The sequence below is a fragment of the Enterococcus spodopteracolus genome (assembly GCF_030441955.1).
Classification (GTDB): Bacteria; Bacillota; Bacilli; order Lactobacillales; family Enterococcaceae; genus Enterococcus_B; species Enterococcus_B spodopteracolus.
Map to the genome: position 1 here is coordinate 1 of NZ_JARJHD010000013.1, position 17,480 is coordinate 17,480.

Consider the following 17,480-nt stretch of genomic DNA (forward strand, 5'->3'; position numbering starts at 1 on the left):
CCTAACTTTGCTCCCATGATTCCGACACTAAGTCCTAAATTTCCTGTAGAACCCACAGCGATTGAATAATTAGAAAAAATATTTTTGAATTCATCATTTGCTAGAATAGCATAATTACTATCAATTGTGAGTTTTCCAGAATCCAGTGCAACTTTTTCAGCAAACGTCAAAACCTCATAGATTCCACCTCTGGCTTTAATCGAACCAGATACAGGAAGATTATTGTCACATTTAAAATATAGTTTACTGTTTGTTTCAAAATGTTCTTTTTCTTTTATTTTATCCAACATACTAGGAATCTCAACTAATTCTGACTCGATGATCCCATTAGTAGATTTAGTATCAGGAAAAACTTTAGCAATGTATGGAGCAAATCTTTGTAGGCGTTTAGAAGCGTCGATTACATCATTTATGGTAAAATATGAAATTTTTTTCCCAAAATTTGGATTTATCCAACAAACTTCTTGATATGCTTGTAATGCTCTTAATAAATGATCTGTTCTAATAGTCATTTTTAGGCCTTCTTTCTATTTTTTAACTTATGTTAACGATGAAAGAATTATTGATTCATCCCCCATGCAACGAAGAAATAAAAGAGTGTAGGGAGAGAAAAAAGTAAATTTGTTCCTAAAATCCAAATGGAAAGCAATTTATAATTATTAGTGAAGATATTGAAAAATAATCCAATTATCGAAAAAATGATAAAAAACGAGAGAGAAGATAAATAAAGTTTATCGGAAGAAACGTGAAGGATAGATGAAGTAGCAGAAGCAAATTTTTCAAAAAATCCAAATAGAGGGATGTTCGGATCTGCAACGCCCATATGGAAAATATAGAGACAAGTGATGTGTAATACCGATATCGCTGCACCAAGAGCACCGATTACTAATAAAGAGATTGTTTTTAAAGGATTAGCAGATTTGATTATTGGCATATAAATACCTCCTAATTTTGATATATTTAATTATCTATAAAAATTTTTTTCTAACCATTTTTTTGTCCGATTTATTCATTACATTTTTGTAAGGAAAGAGATCTGAATGATTGGAAAGCTTCATTTGAGAGTCGCTAGAATTGTTATAGCTTAAGACAGTTTACTTATCTCGAAGGTCTTGATTTTTAAAGGGACAGCTATTTTTCAGAGTAATTATCTTTTAAAAGTAAATACAACCACTGAAAACCAAAACTGTTGAATAATAAATAAAATGATAGTAATGTTATTGTATCACCCTAACAACATTTTTTACATCCGGCTCATTGGAGCGGGGTACATAAAAGAACATATTATTTGAACATAGCCTGAAATGGTAGTAAGCTTTAATTAGCCTCACTAATGCGGATTGAATTCTTTAGTGGCCCGCTCTTTACGAGCGGGTATTTTTTTGTTGTGTGTTATAAACATAGCAATCAGCAAATTCCTAATCTGCGTATAGTATCATCAGGGTTTACAATAGAAATTTGATTTACAACAAGCTGTTTTCGTTTGTTATAGCGACCACTTACTTCTAAAACATACTGTTTTTCAGGTAGCAATAACAGCTTATCGATAATGTCATTTTTTGCAGTTACGCAGTTTACATATTCTGATGGCGATTCAATAGTAAATCTTAGTAAAAGAGGGGCAGAGTTGATGACTCTGATTTTATCTAATATGCCAACAATTGATCCCATGTAATCACCATCCATTTTTTATACTATTTTAACAGATGGAGGGGCATATAAGGGGCAAAAAAAGAGTCATAATAGAAAAATAAGTGACATATGATAGCTAGATAAAATTCCTTTTTTAATTATTTATCGTTGGTATTATAGTGTTTTTAGTATTCGGATATATGTCAGTTGATTTCTTGTTTTAAACCAGTTTGTGTTTGAATAGGTGGTGGGAGAGAACGAATGTCTCACGCCCGTCATTGTGTAACGAATGTTCAAATGGAAGTCGAAAAGCACCAAATCAAGAAGCCCTTGGTTTGGTGTTTTTCATGTAATGCAGTCTGATTGGCGTTTTTGGATGAATCCAAACATGAACCTTGGAAAATTAGCAAGGCTAATATACTTATGTAACAAAAGTTATGGCAAATAGTTTTCAGTTATTGGAAAGTGAATCTGTGATTTCTTATTAAGCCAGGTTAATGATTTTAGGAACCATGACTATGTAAAATAAAAAGAACTTAATCAAGTATTCCTCTTGATAATCGTTTGATCAATAGAAGTGACGATGAATTTCTATTCTAAATACACAGACACACTGGAATATTAATTGTATTATAGTATAATGTATTCAACAAAGAACAGGTTCATATTAAGAGCAAAAACCACTAGCTGGCGGGCTAGTGGTTTTCTTTTACGTTTCAATAGGACCTAACAGGTAGGCTTACTGTCTTTTTTTGGCAATTCTACAATCAAACCATTTGCAGATGTAATGAGCGGTTACTTCTGCCGTGATTACAAAGATAAAATCAAAGAATAGATTCATGAGTACATCTTACTTCCCTTGTCCGAAACAGACAGAAAAAATTTTATAGCGCATTTGAAATCTCCAATTTTAGATGAGGTGGCTATTCGTTTATTGAGGTGAGGTAGTTTTTTTATAAAAATAAATCAGAGAATATATAGTATGAAGTTTTTTTAAAAGAAAAAAGAAAAAATCCCGATATTCTAAAGTTGATATAATTAATTATAGCAGAATAACTATTAATACATCATTTAGTTGCATGCCCATGCATAATGAACTCATCCTAACTTCACTTGCATATAAATAGGAAGACTGCATGCCATACTTATATAAATATAAAAATGAGGAGGATAAAACTAAATCTAGTTTGAGCGTTAGTAGGAGTAGTTGGAATGTTCCATGCAGTAAAAATGAAAAATGTGTTAAAGAAAGAAGGGAACTTAAGATGTGGAGAGAAAAGCAATTTAGTAAAGTAATCGATTTGATTAGTGTTATAGCAATCACTCTGATATTGATATTTTTCATGCCAACTAAAATTGTAGAAGCGCAACCGCTAGTAGAAGCAGATGATTCTGCCGTTCTTGTAAAAGAAGAAGGAGGTAGTGGAGTAGAATTTGACTTATCAAAAAACATGGTACAGACTAAAGAGATACATTTGGCAAGTGGTACAACAGCGAAAATTGTTGCTGAACCAGTGTTTGATAACCATTTACGTTTAGGTAATGGAGTATGGAATATCTGTTATTATTCAGTAATCTTTAATTGCGGCTTTAATATTAGAGTAAGTAGTAATAGTATTAGTATTAGTAGTGCTTATGATCCTTGGTACTATCATGTGGGGGTTAGTGTGAAATCTAGTTCATTGAAAAGAGATAGCACAAAACAAGCAACTTATTATTTTGAGTTTGGAACTCCGATATGGGATTTTGGCGGATGGAGTGGCTGGTTAAGAGCATCAATTAATAGCTCAAATAATTTGGTCGTAACTGTTAAATAGGATGGGGGCTCTAGGAATAATAATAGCCATCATCAGTTTTATTTTGGCAGTAGGCGTAACAATATTGATCATTCGTATGCTAAAACAGTATTTCACCAAATCATAGCTCAAATGTGATCAAGTGAGGGTCATTAAGAAAATAGAATTCTAATTGGTCGTTAGGTTCTGCTAAAAAATGAAAAAACTCTTTATCTTCTCAGTTTTATCATACTAGAAGACAAGGAGTTTTTTATTAGTTGTGGCGTTTCTTTTTTTCGATACAATACAAGATCGGAGGATTATTTTTTTGATTGATAAATTGATAATTCAAAACATTGAATTGTTCTTGAGGCAACGCTTGGCAAAAGCTTTGGACCATATCTAGTTCTGCTTCGCCACCTTGATGGCCATAATAAACGACGATGATCATGCGACCTTGTGGAACTAAACGTTTCAAGATTTCTTCCATCGCTGTTTTTGTCGTTTCAGGTAGGGTGATGACGGATTTATCACTTTTTGGTAAATAGCCTAAGTTGAAAATACCGGCTTTGATCGGCTGTTGTTCAGCAATGACTTCACCAATGGTTTCATGCCCTTGTAAAAACAGGGTCGCCCGCTCCAATAAGCCATTCTCTGACAATTTCTGTTGTGTGGACGCCAATGCTTGCTGTTGAATATCAAAACTATATACTTGACCGGTTTTTCCGACTTTTTCTGCCAGAAATAAAGTGTCATGCCCATTGCCCATCGTGGCATCAATCACATGATCTCCTGGTTGGATGATTTCCTCCAATAGCGTATGACTATAATGAAGTGCCGTTTTCAACATCCGCTTTTGACTCCTTCTCGAATATTGTATTTTCCTTGATAGCTATTGCGACGAATCATTTCTTCATCGATCGCATTCAAGACTTCCCATTTTTTCAAACTCCACATCGGACCGACCAATGAATCCCAAGGCGCATCACCAGTTAAACGATGGATGATGATCTCTTGTGGGATCATTTCTAATTGGTCACAAATGACAGATACATAATCGGCTCGACTCATCAATTGCAGTCTGCCCTCGTGATAGTCACGTAACATCTTTGTTTTACGCATCAAGTGCATCAAATGTAGTTTGATTCCTTGGATATCAGAATCTAAGATCGTGCGACGAACATTTTCCCGCATCATTTCTAATGATTCTCCTGGCAATCCGTTGATCAGATGTGTACATACACGTATGTTGTGCTTCCGTAATTTAGCAACACCGTCTAGGTACGTTTGATAATCATGTGCCCGATTGATCAGGTCGGAGGTTTCTTCATAAGTCGTTTGTAAGCCCAATTCTACCCATAAGTATAAACGTTGATTCAATTCAGCTAAGTAATCCACGACTTCATCGGGTAAGCAATCTGGTCTGGTACCAATTGATAAACCCACGACACCTGGTAGGTTGATGACCTGTTCAAATCGTTCACGAATGACTTCGACTGGCGCATGGGTATTTGTGAAATTTTGAAAGTAAACGATGTATTGATTCACTTTTGGCCATTTTTTATGCATCATATCGATTTCTTTTTGAAACTGGATCGGTAGTGGCTCTTCTGGAGCAACGATCATATCACCAGATCCAGAAACACTACAAAAAGTACAACCACCGTGGGCAACTGTTCCGTCACGATTGGGACAATCAAAGCCACCATCGATCGGTACTTTAAAAATTTTTCCACCAAATTCATGACGTAACGCATAATTCCAAGAATGGTAACGTTTATTTCCTTCAGCATAAGGAAATTCCATTAAAATCCCTTCTTCCTATTTGATTGTGTAAATGGCAAGCGTTGTTGGACATACCAAGGATAAGTCAAGCATAACCAAAACAGGCTCAAGCTATATCCACCGAGGATATCACTAGGATAATGGACACCCAGATAGACACGACTAGCGCCAATACTCAGAATCAGTAAACCTAACAATACTTGGATCATCCATGCCCAATCTCTCGTCTTGATCAAAGATGGCATCAAAAAAATCAGTGTGCCATACAAGATCATACTCGTTGCAGCGTGTCCACTTGGAAAACTATACGTCGTTTCGACAACTAAATGTTGAAGACTTGGACGGTCACGCATCACTAGCAGCTTGATCAGTGGATTTAAGATCCCAGCAATTAGCACAAAATTGAGGGTAAACCAATAAAGTTCTTTTCTTTTTTTCTTGAACCATAACCAAAGAGCAACTAATCCAAATACTAAAATGACAGTTATTGCATTTCCAAATGTCGTGATCAACCGCTGAAATGGATTCCAATCAGGATAAGGAATACGAATCCAATGGGTCAGCGTTTGGTCAAAACTAGACAATAGATCCACACGAAATAAGACAAGTAGACTCAACGCTAGAAAAAGCAAGAAGCAACTTGCGGCTGAGATTTGGAAGATTCTTTTATTTTTCATTTAACTCCTCCTTCATGCCCAATCATTATAGCATTTATTATAAGAACGAAAAACAAGAGTTTTCTATTCCTGTTCACTTGGAGCAATGAATAAAAATATATTGTTATGCAAGTTGTAATGTAATAGCAACCCTCAAGTAATATACCCGACATATTTAATTAAAAAAATAGGTGGTCATATATAATTTAATAACTCGGAATCGTTTGATTAAAGGGTTAACAAAAGCGTCAAATCAAAAAATTACGAAAGATTACATAAAGATTACAAAACAACGTAATAGTCTTAAATAACTTTTAATAAATATTAAGAGAAGTTATAATTATTGATAAGGCTAGATAAAAGTAATTAAATATGGGGGATAGTATATGCAAAAGGAATTAGTAGGACGAAAAGAACGCAGACGTCTGGAACAAGCAAAGCGTTACCGTAAAGTAAAGCGAAGTGCGGCAATCGTCGGAACCGCAATGGTGGGCTGTTCAGCTGTAGCACCAGTATTACAATCAGTCGCTGTCAATGCGGATGAAACACCGATCCAAATGAACTCTCGGATCAATACCGCTGCATTTATCACAGAAATTGCCACATTTGCACAACCGATCGCAAACGCGAACGATTTGTATGCTTCAGTAATGATCGCTCAAGCAGTTGTCGAAAGTGGTTGGGGTGGCAGTACATTATCACGTGCACCTTATCATAACTTATTTGGGATCAAAGGAAGCTACCAAGGACAAACTGTTTATATGGACACGCTTGAATTCTTGAACAACCAATGGGTGACGAAAAAAGAACCTTTCCGTCAATATCCTTCTTTCGCAGAGTCTTTTAGTGACAATGCCTATGTACTTAGAAATACTTCATTTGGTAATGGCTACTACTATGCAGGTGCTTGGAAGAGTAATACTCGTTCTTATACGGATGCTACTGCCCATTTGACAGGACGCTATGCGACGGACCCAAGTTATGCGACAAAATTAAACAATCTTATCATGACGTATGGCTTGACTAAATATGACACACCAGCAACTGGAAATGCAGGCGGTGGTGCGACTACTGGCGGCAATACGATTAATACAGGTAACACAGGAAGTACAAATACAGGAAGCACGAATACAGGAAATACTGGTGGAAGTACGACTACTGGTTCAACGACGTACACAGTAAAATCTGGTGATTCTGTTTGGGGCATCTCAAATGCTCATGGCATCTCAATGGCACAATTGATTGAATGGAATAATATTAAAAATAATTTTGTTTATCCAGGACAAAAATTGACGATCAAAGGTGGTACAGCTGGCGGATCTTCAACAACAAATTCAGGAAACAATACAGCTTCTGCAGGTAGCAGTTCTGCTGGAACAACAACAAACAATTCGTCCGGTACGCGTTATACAGTCAAAGCAGGTGACTCTGTTTGGGGTATCTCGAATGCCCACGGCATCTCAATGGCACAATTGATCCAATGGAATAATATCAAGAATAATTTTGTTTATCCAGGACAAAGCTTGATCGTTTCTAATGGTGGGTCTGCTTCTGTAAATACACCATCGACACCAAGCACAACACCATCAACACCAAGTACAGGTGCTTCAGTTTCTGGTGCAAAATATACGGTCAAAGCAGGTGATTCTGTCTGGGGTGTGTCTCATGCCCACGGTATCTCAATGGCCCAGTTGATCCAATGGAACAACATCAAGAACAACTTTATTTACCCAGGACAACAGTTGGTTGTTTCAAATGGTGGCGCATCAAGCACTGCATCAACGAGTCCAGCACCTTCAACAACGACGAATAATCCAACGACTTCAAACACAGCAAGTCAAGGATCAGGCACCTACACGGTCAAAGCAGGTGAATCGGTGTGGAGCGTCGCAAATAAAAATGGGATCTCGATGAACCAATTGATTGAATGGAACAATATCAAAAATAACTTCATCTATCCAGGTCAAAAACTGATCGTAAAAGGTGGTAGTACAGCAGCACCAACATCTACACCGACAACAACGCCGGCAGCTGCGCCAAGCACACCGAATACGTCAGCAGCAACGAACACATCAACGTCTGGTGATACGATCTATACGGTCAAAGCAGGTGAATCTGTTTGGGGTGTAGCTGATAAACACGGCATCACGATGGATCAACTGATTGAATGGAACAATATCAAAAATAATTTCATTTATCCAGGCCAAAAAGTGGTCGTGAAAAAAGGAAATACAACAGCAGCACCTACGTCTAATGATGGCAAACGTTACACGGTCAAAGCAGGTGAATCCGTTTGGGGTGTAGCTGATAGCCATGGCATCTCAATGGCGCAATTGATCGAGTGGAACAACATCAAAAATAACTTTATCTACCCAGGGCAAAGTTTGATCGTTGCAAAATAATCGATCTGACTGAAATAATAGTTGATTGATTCAATAATATTTGTTACTATGAAGCTACTAAAAATTTAGTTGATCAACGTTTGAAAAGGAAGTAGTAAAAAGTCGAAAGTTTTAGAGAGCACATGGTTGGTGAAAATGTGTACGGACGCTTTTGAACTCGCCTTTGAGTTGCACCTGCTGAACAGTTCTCCCAGTAAGCAGAGGCGGTGACGACCGTTACAACGTTCAAGGCCTTGTTTAGTAAGGCAAAATTAGGTGGTACCACGTAGATTACGTCCTATAAAAAGAGCAATCTTTTTATAGGATTTTTTTGTTTTTCAAGGCCAGATGCTAAAAGAAAAACAGATCATTACATCAAAATAGGGGGTTCAAGATGAGCTATAATCACAAAGAAATTGAAAAAAAATGGCAAAAATATTGGGCAAAAAATAACACCTTCAATACGCATGATGAACCAGACAAACCAAAATTCTATGCGTTGGATATGTTTCCATATCCATCAGGACAAGGTCTACATGTTGGGCATCCAGAAGGCTATACTGCAACAGATATCTTAGCACGTTTCAAACGTAGTCAAGGTTTCAACGTGTTACATCCAATGGGGTGGGATGCATTTGGACTACCAGCAGAACAATACGCATTGGATACAGGGAATGACCCTGCAGAATTTACGCAAAAAAATATTGAAACCTTCCGTCGCCAAATCAATTCACTTGGTTTTAGTTACGATTGGAATCGTGAAGTCAACACAACAGACCCCGAGTACTACAAATGGACACAATGGATCTTTACTAAATTATATGAAAAAGGGTTAGCCTATGAAGCAGAAGTAGCAGTGAACTGGGTACCTGAACTAGGTACAGTGATCTCAAACGAAGAAGTGATCGACGGCAAAAGTGAACGTGGTGGCTATGATGTCATCCGCAAACCAATGCGTCAATGGATGCTGAAAATCACCGCTTATGCAGATCGTTTGATCGATGACCTCGAGCTTGTGGATTGGCCCGAAAGCATCAAAGAAATGCAACGTAACTGGATCGGTCGTTCAGTCGGAGCAAATATCACGTTTAAAGTGGCTGGCACAGACAAAGAATATACGGTCTTTACCACACGTCCAGATACGTTATTTGGGGCAACCTACTCTGTGCTAGCACCAGAGCTAGACTTAGTTCGTGAGATCACAACTCCAGAACAAAAAGAAGCAGTCGAAGCGTATATCGCAGAGACAGCGAAAAAATCAGATCTTAAACGAACAGATCTTGCTAAAGAAAAAACCGGCGTATTTACAGGGGCGTATGCGATCAACCCAGTAAATGGTAAGGAAATCCCTATCTGGATCGCTGATTATGTGTTAGCTTCTTATGGCACAGGTGCGATCATGGCAGTACCGGCACATGATGAACGTGATTACGAGTTTGCACAAGCGTTTGATCTAGAAATCTTACCAGTCATCGAAGGTGGCGATACTTCAACAGCTGCCTACACAGAAGATGGTGCGCATATCAATTCTGATTTCTTGAACGGATTGAATAAAAAAGAAGCCATCGATGCGATGAATCAATGGTTGGAAGAACATGGCGTTGGGAAAAAAGAAGTCAGCTATCGCTTGCGTGATTGGTTATTTTCTCGTCAACGTTATTGGGGAGAACCAATCCCAATCATCCATTGGGAAGACGGCACAGTGACAACAGTAGCAGAAGAAGAATTACCACTACGTTTACCAAAAACAAGCAATATCCAACCAAGTGGCACAGGGGAGTCACCATTAGCAAACATTGACGAGTGGGTCAATGTCGTTGATCCTAAAACAGGTAAAAAAGGCCGTCGTGAAACGAATACGATGCCACAATGGGCAGGAAGCTCATGGTATTACCTACGCTATATCGATCCACATAATAAAAAAGAATTAGCTAACTATGAAAAACTAGAACGATGGTTACCAGTAGATATTTATATCGGTGGGGCAGAACATGCGGTACTTCACCTATTGTATGCTCGCTTCTGGCATAAATTTCTTTACGATATTGGCGTGGTACCAACAAAAGAGCCTTTTGAAAAATTGTTCAATCAAGGAATGATCCTTGGAGAAAACAACGAAAAAATGTCTAAATCTCGTGGCAATGTCGTCAATCCTGACGATGTCGTAGAAGCATATGGTGCGGATACGTTACGTCTCTACGAAATGTTCATGGGCCCATTAGACGCATCGATTGCTTGGAGTGAAAATGGATTAGAAGGTAGCCGTAAATTCTTAGATCGTGTTTGGCGCTTGATCGTGGACGAAAACAATAAAATGCGTGATCGGATCACGACACTGAATGACGGTAAACTTGACAAAGTATATCACCAAACAGTTAAAAAAGTCACAGAAGATTACGAAAATCTACATTTCAATACAGCGATTTCTCAATTGATGGTCTTTGTCAATGAAGCATATAAAGTCGATGCCTTACCTTATGAATATATCGAAGGCTTCGTTCAATTGCTAGCACCAATCGCTCCTCATATTGGGGAAGAGCTATGGGCGATCTTAGGCAATGAACAAGATCTTTCTTATGCACCATGGCCAACTTATGATGAAGCTGCTTTGATTGAAGATGAAGTAGAAGTCGTCTTCCAAATCAATGGAAAAGTTCGTGCAAAAGCCAGTGTTGCACGTGACTTATCAAAAGAAGAACTAGAAAAAACAGCGATGGACGATGATAGTATCAAAGAACAATTAGAAGGAAAAACAATCAGAAAAGTGATCGTGGTTCCCAATAAATTAGTCAACATCGTCGCAAATTAATAAGTAAGCATTAATAAAAAAGTATAAAAATGAGATGCCACATTCGCATGAAAATCATTTAGATTTCATGAGAATGTGGTTTTTTATAAATTTCTTTTTGAGGGAAATATTATTATCAGTGATGCTCGCTCATTTTTACTCTATCTAGTTAACTCCTTTTGTTCAAGAAATAGTAAGCAATCTAGTGAAAATAAGTAAAATATAAAGTCGGAAAACAATAGTTATCAATTAGAGTTAATGTGTGGAGTATTTTTTTACCTTGCTAATGGTAAAAAAAGATTTTATTAGTATTTGGAAATTATAGATAATATCTATAGGACATATATATTTTTTACTTTGTAGAGAGGAGTGGATGATCGATTTCATATACATGATCTTGCTTTTGTGAAGGGACCTGAGCTAACTACATATCTTTTATTTACAGGTGTACTTTGCAGAGAACTGACGATCAAGTAGATTGTTTTAGACGATTATTTATAACGCTCTTTTTATCCATAAAAGATCGATGACGAAATGTATTGTCAAAAAATAAGAGAGAGGAGAGAAGCTTTGAAAGCAAAAAAAATAAGAATTATCGCTGCGTCATTTCTATTGTTTCAACATGTGTTGCTGCCTTCAGTAGTAATGGCCATAGAAAATGAACCGACAACTAGTGCAGAGATTACACAAGAGCAACCAGAAAGCCACTTGTCTGAAGCGACCACCGAAGTGGTCGAAGAACAAGAACAAATGATTCACGAAGAGCAACCAGAAAGCTACTCGTCTGAAACGACCACTGAAGTGGTCGAAGAACAAGAACAAATGATTCACGAAGAACTACCAGAAGTACCGAACATTCCTGAATCACAAGAAGAAGTGGCAGAGGAGATATTGGAGACAGTAGAAACAGTAGCAACACAAGAAGTCCCACCACTTGATGAAAGTCTTTTATCTGCCTATTTGGGACGATTGAATTTATCTACAGAAAATGTCAGACAGTTAACTAATCACGGTAGAAGCTCATATCTAGAAAATATCTTACAAAATGCCATTAATCGAACAATCGATTTAAATACAGCTGCAGGTTCATCCACAACATTCGCAGTCACTGTACCGACACATTCTTTAGTTGAAAGAACGAATGGCAGTAATGGATGGATTTCGTCAATTGCGACAGACAGTCCTGCAGGAATGCCAGACGAATTTTACACGCAGATGTACTATGGCAATCATTCAACTCACCAAAATACTTATAATTTGGGCAATATAGTATCAAGTAATTCGGCTGTTGAGGTTTCTGCAACAGTGACAAAGAATTCTAACTATACCGCAAGCATCAATTTCACAGTTACACGAAAACAAACAGGAAATACAGCGATATCATTAGATATTCGTGGAAATGTCGTGCTAGGTTCAACGGTTGTCGCAACGCAGTATGAAAATATTGCTACACCTAGGAAAGTGAAGGAGCTCAATTATACAGGGGAAACAATTGGACGCTTGACCATCAATCCAGTTGCTTCAGCTGATGTTTATGAAAATGTGACAGTTCAGGCTACGAGAAATCAGAATCTCCCTGAAGCGATCATCAAAAGCTGGTTTCATACATTACCAAGTACAGGTAGTTGGGGTTATTCCACGATTAGTATTGGAAATGGCTGGTATCCTGGTTACAAGGATAAAATACCAGTGTATCTTCATGATAAAAATTCATCCGCAGACCCTCTGCAATTTTGGACAAACGTGACAGTTGTAGATACAGAAGCTCCTATTGGAACAGCAAAAACGGCGTGGACATCCATCCAAGCGAATCGACATCGTGATTTCACTCAAGAAGAGTTCCGATCTGCAATCAATACGCTTAGTGATAATTGGTCATATCCAGAAAATATAAAGGTGAGTTATAAACAGAACTTATCTGAGTTAAGACCTGGTACAGTTTTTGAAGATGGATTTACCATTACGGATGAATCATCAAATAATGGCTATGTTTCATCAATAAAAATCAATATTGTCGATACATTAGCCCCAACAGGAACGGTAAAAACAGAAACGATCGATCTTTCTGAAGTGACAACAGAGATTCCTTCACGAACAGAGCTCATGCAGTTTTTGAATGATGATCTTGATGATAACTGGACCTTACCAAAAAATATCATCATTCAACTCGTTGACGATAATGGCACAGTGATAAACCTACAAAATTTAAAACCATCAGATGCTATTCAGACAGGTTATATTCGTTTAGAAGATGAGCAAGGAAATCAATCAAATTTACAAGAAGTCAAATTTAAACTAGACAACGAAGGACCAACAGGAAATGTCGTTACGACACCTGTTGATTTTCAAGCACGAAGAAGTAATGAATTGACAAGGGAAGAGTTATTGCAGTTCTTTACTGAAGACCCACTAGATAATACGACGGCCACCGATCAAATCGATATTTCTTTACGAAATACGTTCGGAGATGTAGTGAGTGTCGTCAATGTGGCACCTTCGACGACCATCTATGACGCAAATGTTCGTTTGCAAGATATCCGAGGGAATCAAACGGAATATCCAGTCAACTATCGAGTGGTCGATACGCAAGCGCCGACAGGAAATGTCAAAGAAATTTGGACTGTGTTTGAAGCCAGTCGTCATCGAGATTTTACTCAAGAAGAATTGCGTTCCTTGATCACTAATTTAACGGATAATTGGACGGAATTAGAAAATATTCAGTTAGAAAATCAGCGACACTTGTTTAATTTATCTCCGAATTCACCGAGTGAATACCATCCGATGGACATCACAGCAACCGATGAAGCTGGGAATGAATATACCTTTAAAAATACCATGCCAAAGATAGTGGATACCACAGCTCCGGACGGAACATTAAAAGATCCGTTAGTGTTCACAAAAGGACAAACAGTACCAGATGCTCGTGAATTTCTAGATGGGGATCCAACTGATAATTGGTCATTGTTACCAGATATTCAAGTCGAAGTTGCGTATGAAAATAATGCCGCATTTGCAGATTTAGCGGTAGGCGATCATGGTGTAACAATTACCTTAACGGACCAAGTGGGCAATATTCGGACACTGAACAGTCAAGTCACGATTCTAGAAGATACGTCTGAGTACATTGATGTGACGATTCCTACAAATGTATCCTTTGCCCAAAATAAAGAAAGCAACGGTATCGTTTCTCCAACATACCAGATCCAAAACAATGCAGAACGAGCAGTTCAAGTTTCAGTGAGTTCTGTCGTTAGTCAATCAGATACAGAAAAACTAACAGAAATCGATCTGGGTGTGAAAAACAATCTGAATGACAAGCAAGTCATGTTGATTTCATCAGGTGAAAATCTGAATAACCGCAGAGAACTAGGGACGATTGAAGGCCATAGTACTTCTTTTTCGTTCTCATTATTTGGAACAGTTGGTGAAAACTTTGATTTTGAAAGCTTGACTGATCCATTGCATCCAATCTACAGTATGCGCTTGAACTTCTATGCGCCATAAGTTACTACTAAAGAAAAACTAGAATGAGATAAAGGAACTTCAAGCAAGTCTTTCGCAGGAGACAAGAGACAACGGTAACTTATTTAAAAATGTGGTAAAACTGACATTTGATGTTTAAATACGCTGAGTGAATAAAATGGTAACCATTGTTAAGAAGTTGCACAATTGTGTGACTTCTTTTTATACGTAATTTTATAACTATTTTCCTAAGCGATACGGAAAAATCTATTTTGAAAAGAAAGCGATTTCATTTTATAGTAAAACTAAGAAATCCATTAAAAAATTAGAGGAGTGATCGTAATGAAAAAAGCATTGATTATTTGTGCCGCAGGGATGTCTTCTTCTATGATGGCATCAAAAACAACAGAATATTTTAAAGGAAAAGGGGAAGAAGTATTTGTTGATGCGGTTTCTGCAACCGAAGGGGACAACCAAATCAAGACAAGTGATTTCGATTTGTTCTTGATCAGTCCTCAAACCACAATGTACTTAGATAAATTTGTTAAACTAGGAAAAACAGTAGGGAAACCGGTCGTAAGTATACCATTCCAAGCGTATGTTCCTATCCCTACGGGTATCCAAAAATTAGCGGAGCTAATTGAGGAAAATATATAGACGAATAGGGGAAGATAATAATGAAACAAACAGAAAAAGAGTTATTGCGGCAATTGATTGATCATCAAGGAGAATACCTCACGAGCCAGTACCTCGCTTCTGAACTATTATTATCTGACCGTACGATTCGCAACTATTTAAAAAGATTGAATGAAGCGATCGAAAATAATGGCGGAAGACTTATCGCCAAGCAAGGGCAAGGGTATCAACTAGAGGTCGTTAACAAGCTTGCTTTTGCTCTGTTTTTAAAGCAACGAGAAGTAACTGTCGAATATGGTGATCAGGTGACTGAGTTTTATGGTTCAGAAGATCGAAAAAAGTATATTTTAAATAAACTACTTTTGGAAGATCGCGCAATCGTGATCGATGACTTGGCAGAAGAGTTATATATCAGTCGTTCGAGTTTAGTGAATGATATCCAAGAAATTAAAGAGAAGTTAGCCGAATATTCGTTGAAAATTGTGTCAAAACATAAACAGGGAATGTGGATCGAGGGTCAAGAACAGGACAAGCGACATGTGATCATGGATACTTTTTTTGGAAATAAGTATACTGATTCTTTAAAAGAGTACCTCGGTAACAGTCAATTCTTCAAGGAAATCAACTTTGAAGAATTAGTGATCGTCATCTTGGACGAGATTCGTGAATCGAAATTAAAGGTGTCCGATTTTGTGATCCAAAATTTAGCGTTACATTTAGCTTTGGCAATCAAGCGAATGCGTGCCGGGTTTGAGATACAAGTGCCTGAAATCACTGGAGAAGAAATCTATGAGACCGAATATCAAGCAGCCAAGAATATGACCAGACGGATCGAGTCTATAATGAATGTTCGTTTCCCAAAAGATGAAATTGCTTATTTAGCTTTACATTTAATGGCTAAATCGAATCAAAGTCATAAAAAGGAAGACCAGAAGTTAGTGACAGAACTAATGTCAGTTCTTAAAGAGCTAGCTCTGGTTCTTAGTCAGTCCATCGTCGAAGATTATCAATTCAGGAATGGTTTACTCAATCATTTAGAACCAATGTTGGTTCGTTTAAAGAGAGGAATTGCTTTGGAAAATCCTTTAACAAAAGAAATCAAAAAAGAAGATCCGAGAGCCTTTGAATTGACTAAATACTATTTTAGTCAGATGCCTTCTTTGAAAGATTATAAAATCAATGAGGATGAATGGGCTTATTTGGCCCTCCATTTAATGGCAGCGATTGAAAAAAATAAGGTCAATTGTAAACTACAGGCGTTGATCATTTGTGCAACTGGCTATGGAAGTGCACAATTGCTGAAAAATCGGGTGTTGAGTGAATTTGGGAAAAATATTGCAGTGAAACAAGTGAAAGGCTACTACGAAATCGATGAACAGGCGTTAGAAGATATCGATATGATCATCTCTTCTATTGATTTATCGACGATGTTTTTCAAAGTACCTGTTCTTCATGTCAGTGTTTTTTTAAATGATCAGGATGTTCAAAAAATCCGTAAGGTGATTGAAGAGCGTCATCCAAGCTGTTTTGCAAAATCACAAGAAACCTCATCTCTTATCAAAGAAAAAGTAAGCTTTTATGAAGAACAGATTTCCAGAAAATGGTTTAAAGTCTATCCTTCAGCGCCAACAAAAGTGCAGGTCATCAATGAGTTATTGGCGCTTTTACAAGAAGATGAAGCGGAGAATTATACGTCTGAAATGATTCACCAAATCGAACGTCGTGAGAAAATGGGGCAGATCATCTTTAGTGAACAAGTGGTTGTTCCCCATCCAGCAATCCCGATCGGAGTCACCGCTAAAATTGCAGTCGGTATCATTCCTGATGGGATGGAATGGGACGAACAAGAAGCAATCAATTTTGTCTTTCTGGTCTCTCCTTCTTGCATCGAAAATGAAGGGATCACTGTTGTAACCAAGGCAATCGTTAAATTTATTGATCGATTAGATTTACAGCAATTGATTACAGTTGAACCAACGTTTGAAAATTTTAATGAGCAATTTATAAAAATGATTTATTAAGGAGGAGTCTTGATGATGGAGAAAATCACTAGTGAAGAACTCCAAGTGACCGCTTTTGATATTATTTTTCACAGCGGCAATGCACGGACATTGATCCACGAGTCATTTGCTTTGTTACGAGCAGAAGACTTTACAGAGGCAGAAGAAAAACTAAATGAAGCAAATCAAGAAATTTTAGAAGCCCATAAATCACAAACTCATTTATTGAAGGAATACGCGAGTGGGCAAAAAATTGAAATGGAGATCATCATGGTCCATGCGCAAGATCATCTGATGACAACGATGACATTATTGGAAGTTGCAAAAGAAATGAGTTATCTCTATCAAAAATAAATAAGAACAGG

The 17,480-nt window shown here is 37.5% G+C and carries 13 protein-coding genes and 1 other annotated feature; of the genes, 7 read left to right on the forward strand and 6 right to left on the reverse strand.

All coding sequences use genetic code 11. The features are described 5' to 3' along the window. The 3 genes from P3R27_RS11840 to P3R27_RS11850 form a co-directional block, all read right to left on the reverse strand. Window positions 1-512: PALP domain-containing protein (locus tag P3R27_RS11840; RefSeq protein WP_301399081.1), on the reverse strand; the 512-nt coding region annotated here is incomplete at its 3' end. Between the two features lie 47 nt (window positions 513-559). Beyond that, window positions 560-934 (reverse strand): hypothetical protein, encoded by a 375-nt coding sequence (locus tag P3R27_RS11845; protein WP_301357424.1) that lies wholly within the window; start codon window positions 932-934, stop codon window positions 560-562. A gap of 473 nt (window positions 935-1,407) precedes the next feature. Further along, on the reverse strand, window positions 1,408-1,671 hold the full coding sequence (locus P3R27_RS11850; protein WP_301357425.1) for a hypothetical protein: 264 nt from the start codon (window positions 1,669-1,671) through the stop codon (window positions 1,408-1,410). Window positions 1,672-2,768: 1,097 nt separating this feature from the next. Here P3R27_RS11850 and P3R27_RS11855 point away from each other — a divergent pair. Next, the gene (locus P3R27_RS11855) at window positions 2,769-3,449 is read left to right on the forward strand and encodes a DUF5626 family protein (protein WP_034689787.1); all 681 of its coding nucleotides are present in this window, start codon (window positions 2,769-2,771) and stop codon (window positions 3,447-3,449) included. Between the two features lie 232 nt (window positions 3,450-3,681). On the opposite strand, the gene mnmM is transcribed toward P3R27_RS11855, so the two are convergent. Genes mnmM through P3R27_RS11870 form a run of 3 tightly spaced genes read right to left on the reverse strand, consistent with a single transcriptional unit; the run spans window position 3,682 to window position 5,869 of the window. Continuing rightward, window positions 3,682-4,257, reverse strand: coding sequence for a tRNA 5-(aminomethyl)-2-thiouridylate-methyltransferase MnmM (mnmM, locus tag P3R27_RS11860; protein WP_034689785.1), 576 nt, complete (start codon window positions 4,255-4,257; stop codon window positions 3,682-3,684). Next, entirely contained in the window at window positions 4,251-5,213 is a 963-nt protein-coding gene (gene mnmL / locus P3R27_RS11865) for a tRNA modification radical SAM protein MnmL/YtqA (protein ID WP_301357426.1), read from the reverse strand. The genes mnmM and mnmL overlap by 7 nt, the downstream gene beginning before the upstream one ends. Further along, on the reverse strand, window positions 5,213-5,869 hold the full coding sequence (locus P3R27_RS11870) for a phosphatase PAP2 family protein (protein ID WP_034689781.1): 657 nt from the start codon (window positions 5,867-5,869) through the stop codon (window positions 5,213-5,215). Before P3R27_RS11870 ends, mnmL begins: the two co-directional genes overlap by 1 nt. Window positions 5,870-6,234: 365 nt before the next feature. Between P3R27_RS11870 and P3R27_RS11875 the strand changes: the two genes are divergently transcribed. From P3R27_RS11875 to P3R27_RS11900, 6 genes are all read left to right on the forward strand, one after another. After that, window positions 6,235-8,250, forward strand: a complete 2,016-nt coding sequence (locus P3R27_RS11875; RefSeq protein WP_126134370.1) for a LysM peptidoglycan-binding domain-containing protein — start codon at window positions 6,235-6,237, stop codon at window positions 8,248-8,250. A gap of 70 nt (window positions 8,251-8,320) precedes the next feature. After that, window positions 8,321-8,533, forward strand: a binding site (T-box leader). A gap of 90 nt (window positions 8,534-8,623) precedes the next feature. Continuing rightward, window positions 8,624-11,038: a leucine--tRNA ligase gene (leuS, locus tag P3R27_RS11880; protein WP_034689778.1), complete on the forward strand. Its 2,415-nt coding sequence runs from the start codon at window positions 8,624-8,626 to the stop codon at window positions 11,036-11,038. A 549-nt stretch (window positions 11,039-11,587) separates the two neighbouring features. Then, on the forward strand, window positions 11,588-14,521 hold the full coding sequence (locus P3R27_RS11885) for a hypothetical protein (protein ID WP_126134369.1): 2,934 nt from the start codon (window positions 11,588-11,590) through the stop codon (window positions 14,519-14,521). Window positions 14,522-14,821: 300 nt separating this feature from the next. Next, window positions 14,822-15,136 carry a PTS cellobiose transporter subunit IIB gene (locus P3R27_RS11890; RefSeq protein WP_010734143.1) on the forward strand — a complete coding sequence of 105 codons (315 nt, stop codon included), beginning with the start codon at window positions 14,822-14,824 and terminating at the stop codon, window positions 15,134-15,136. 20 nt (window positions 15,137-15,156) lie between these two features. Next, a complete protein-coding gene (locus P3R27_RS11895) occupies window positions 15,157-17,136 on the forward strand; it encodes a BglG family transcription antiterminator (protein ID WP_034689775.1) in 1,980 nt (659 codons plus the stop codon). Between the two features lie 12 nt (window positions 17,137-17,148). Continuing rightward, window positions 17,149-17,469: a PTS cellobiose transporter subunit IIA gene (locus tag P3R27_RS11900; RefSeq protein WP_034689774.1), complete on the forward strand. Its 321-nt coding sequence runs from the start codon at window positions 17,149-17,151 to the stop codon at window positions 17,467-17,469. Window positions 17,470-17,480 lie beyond the last annotated feature (11 nt).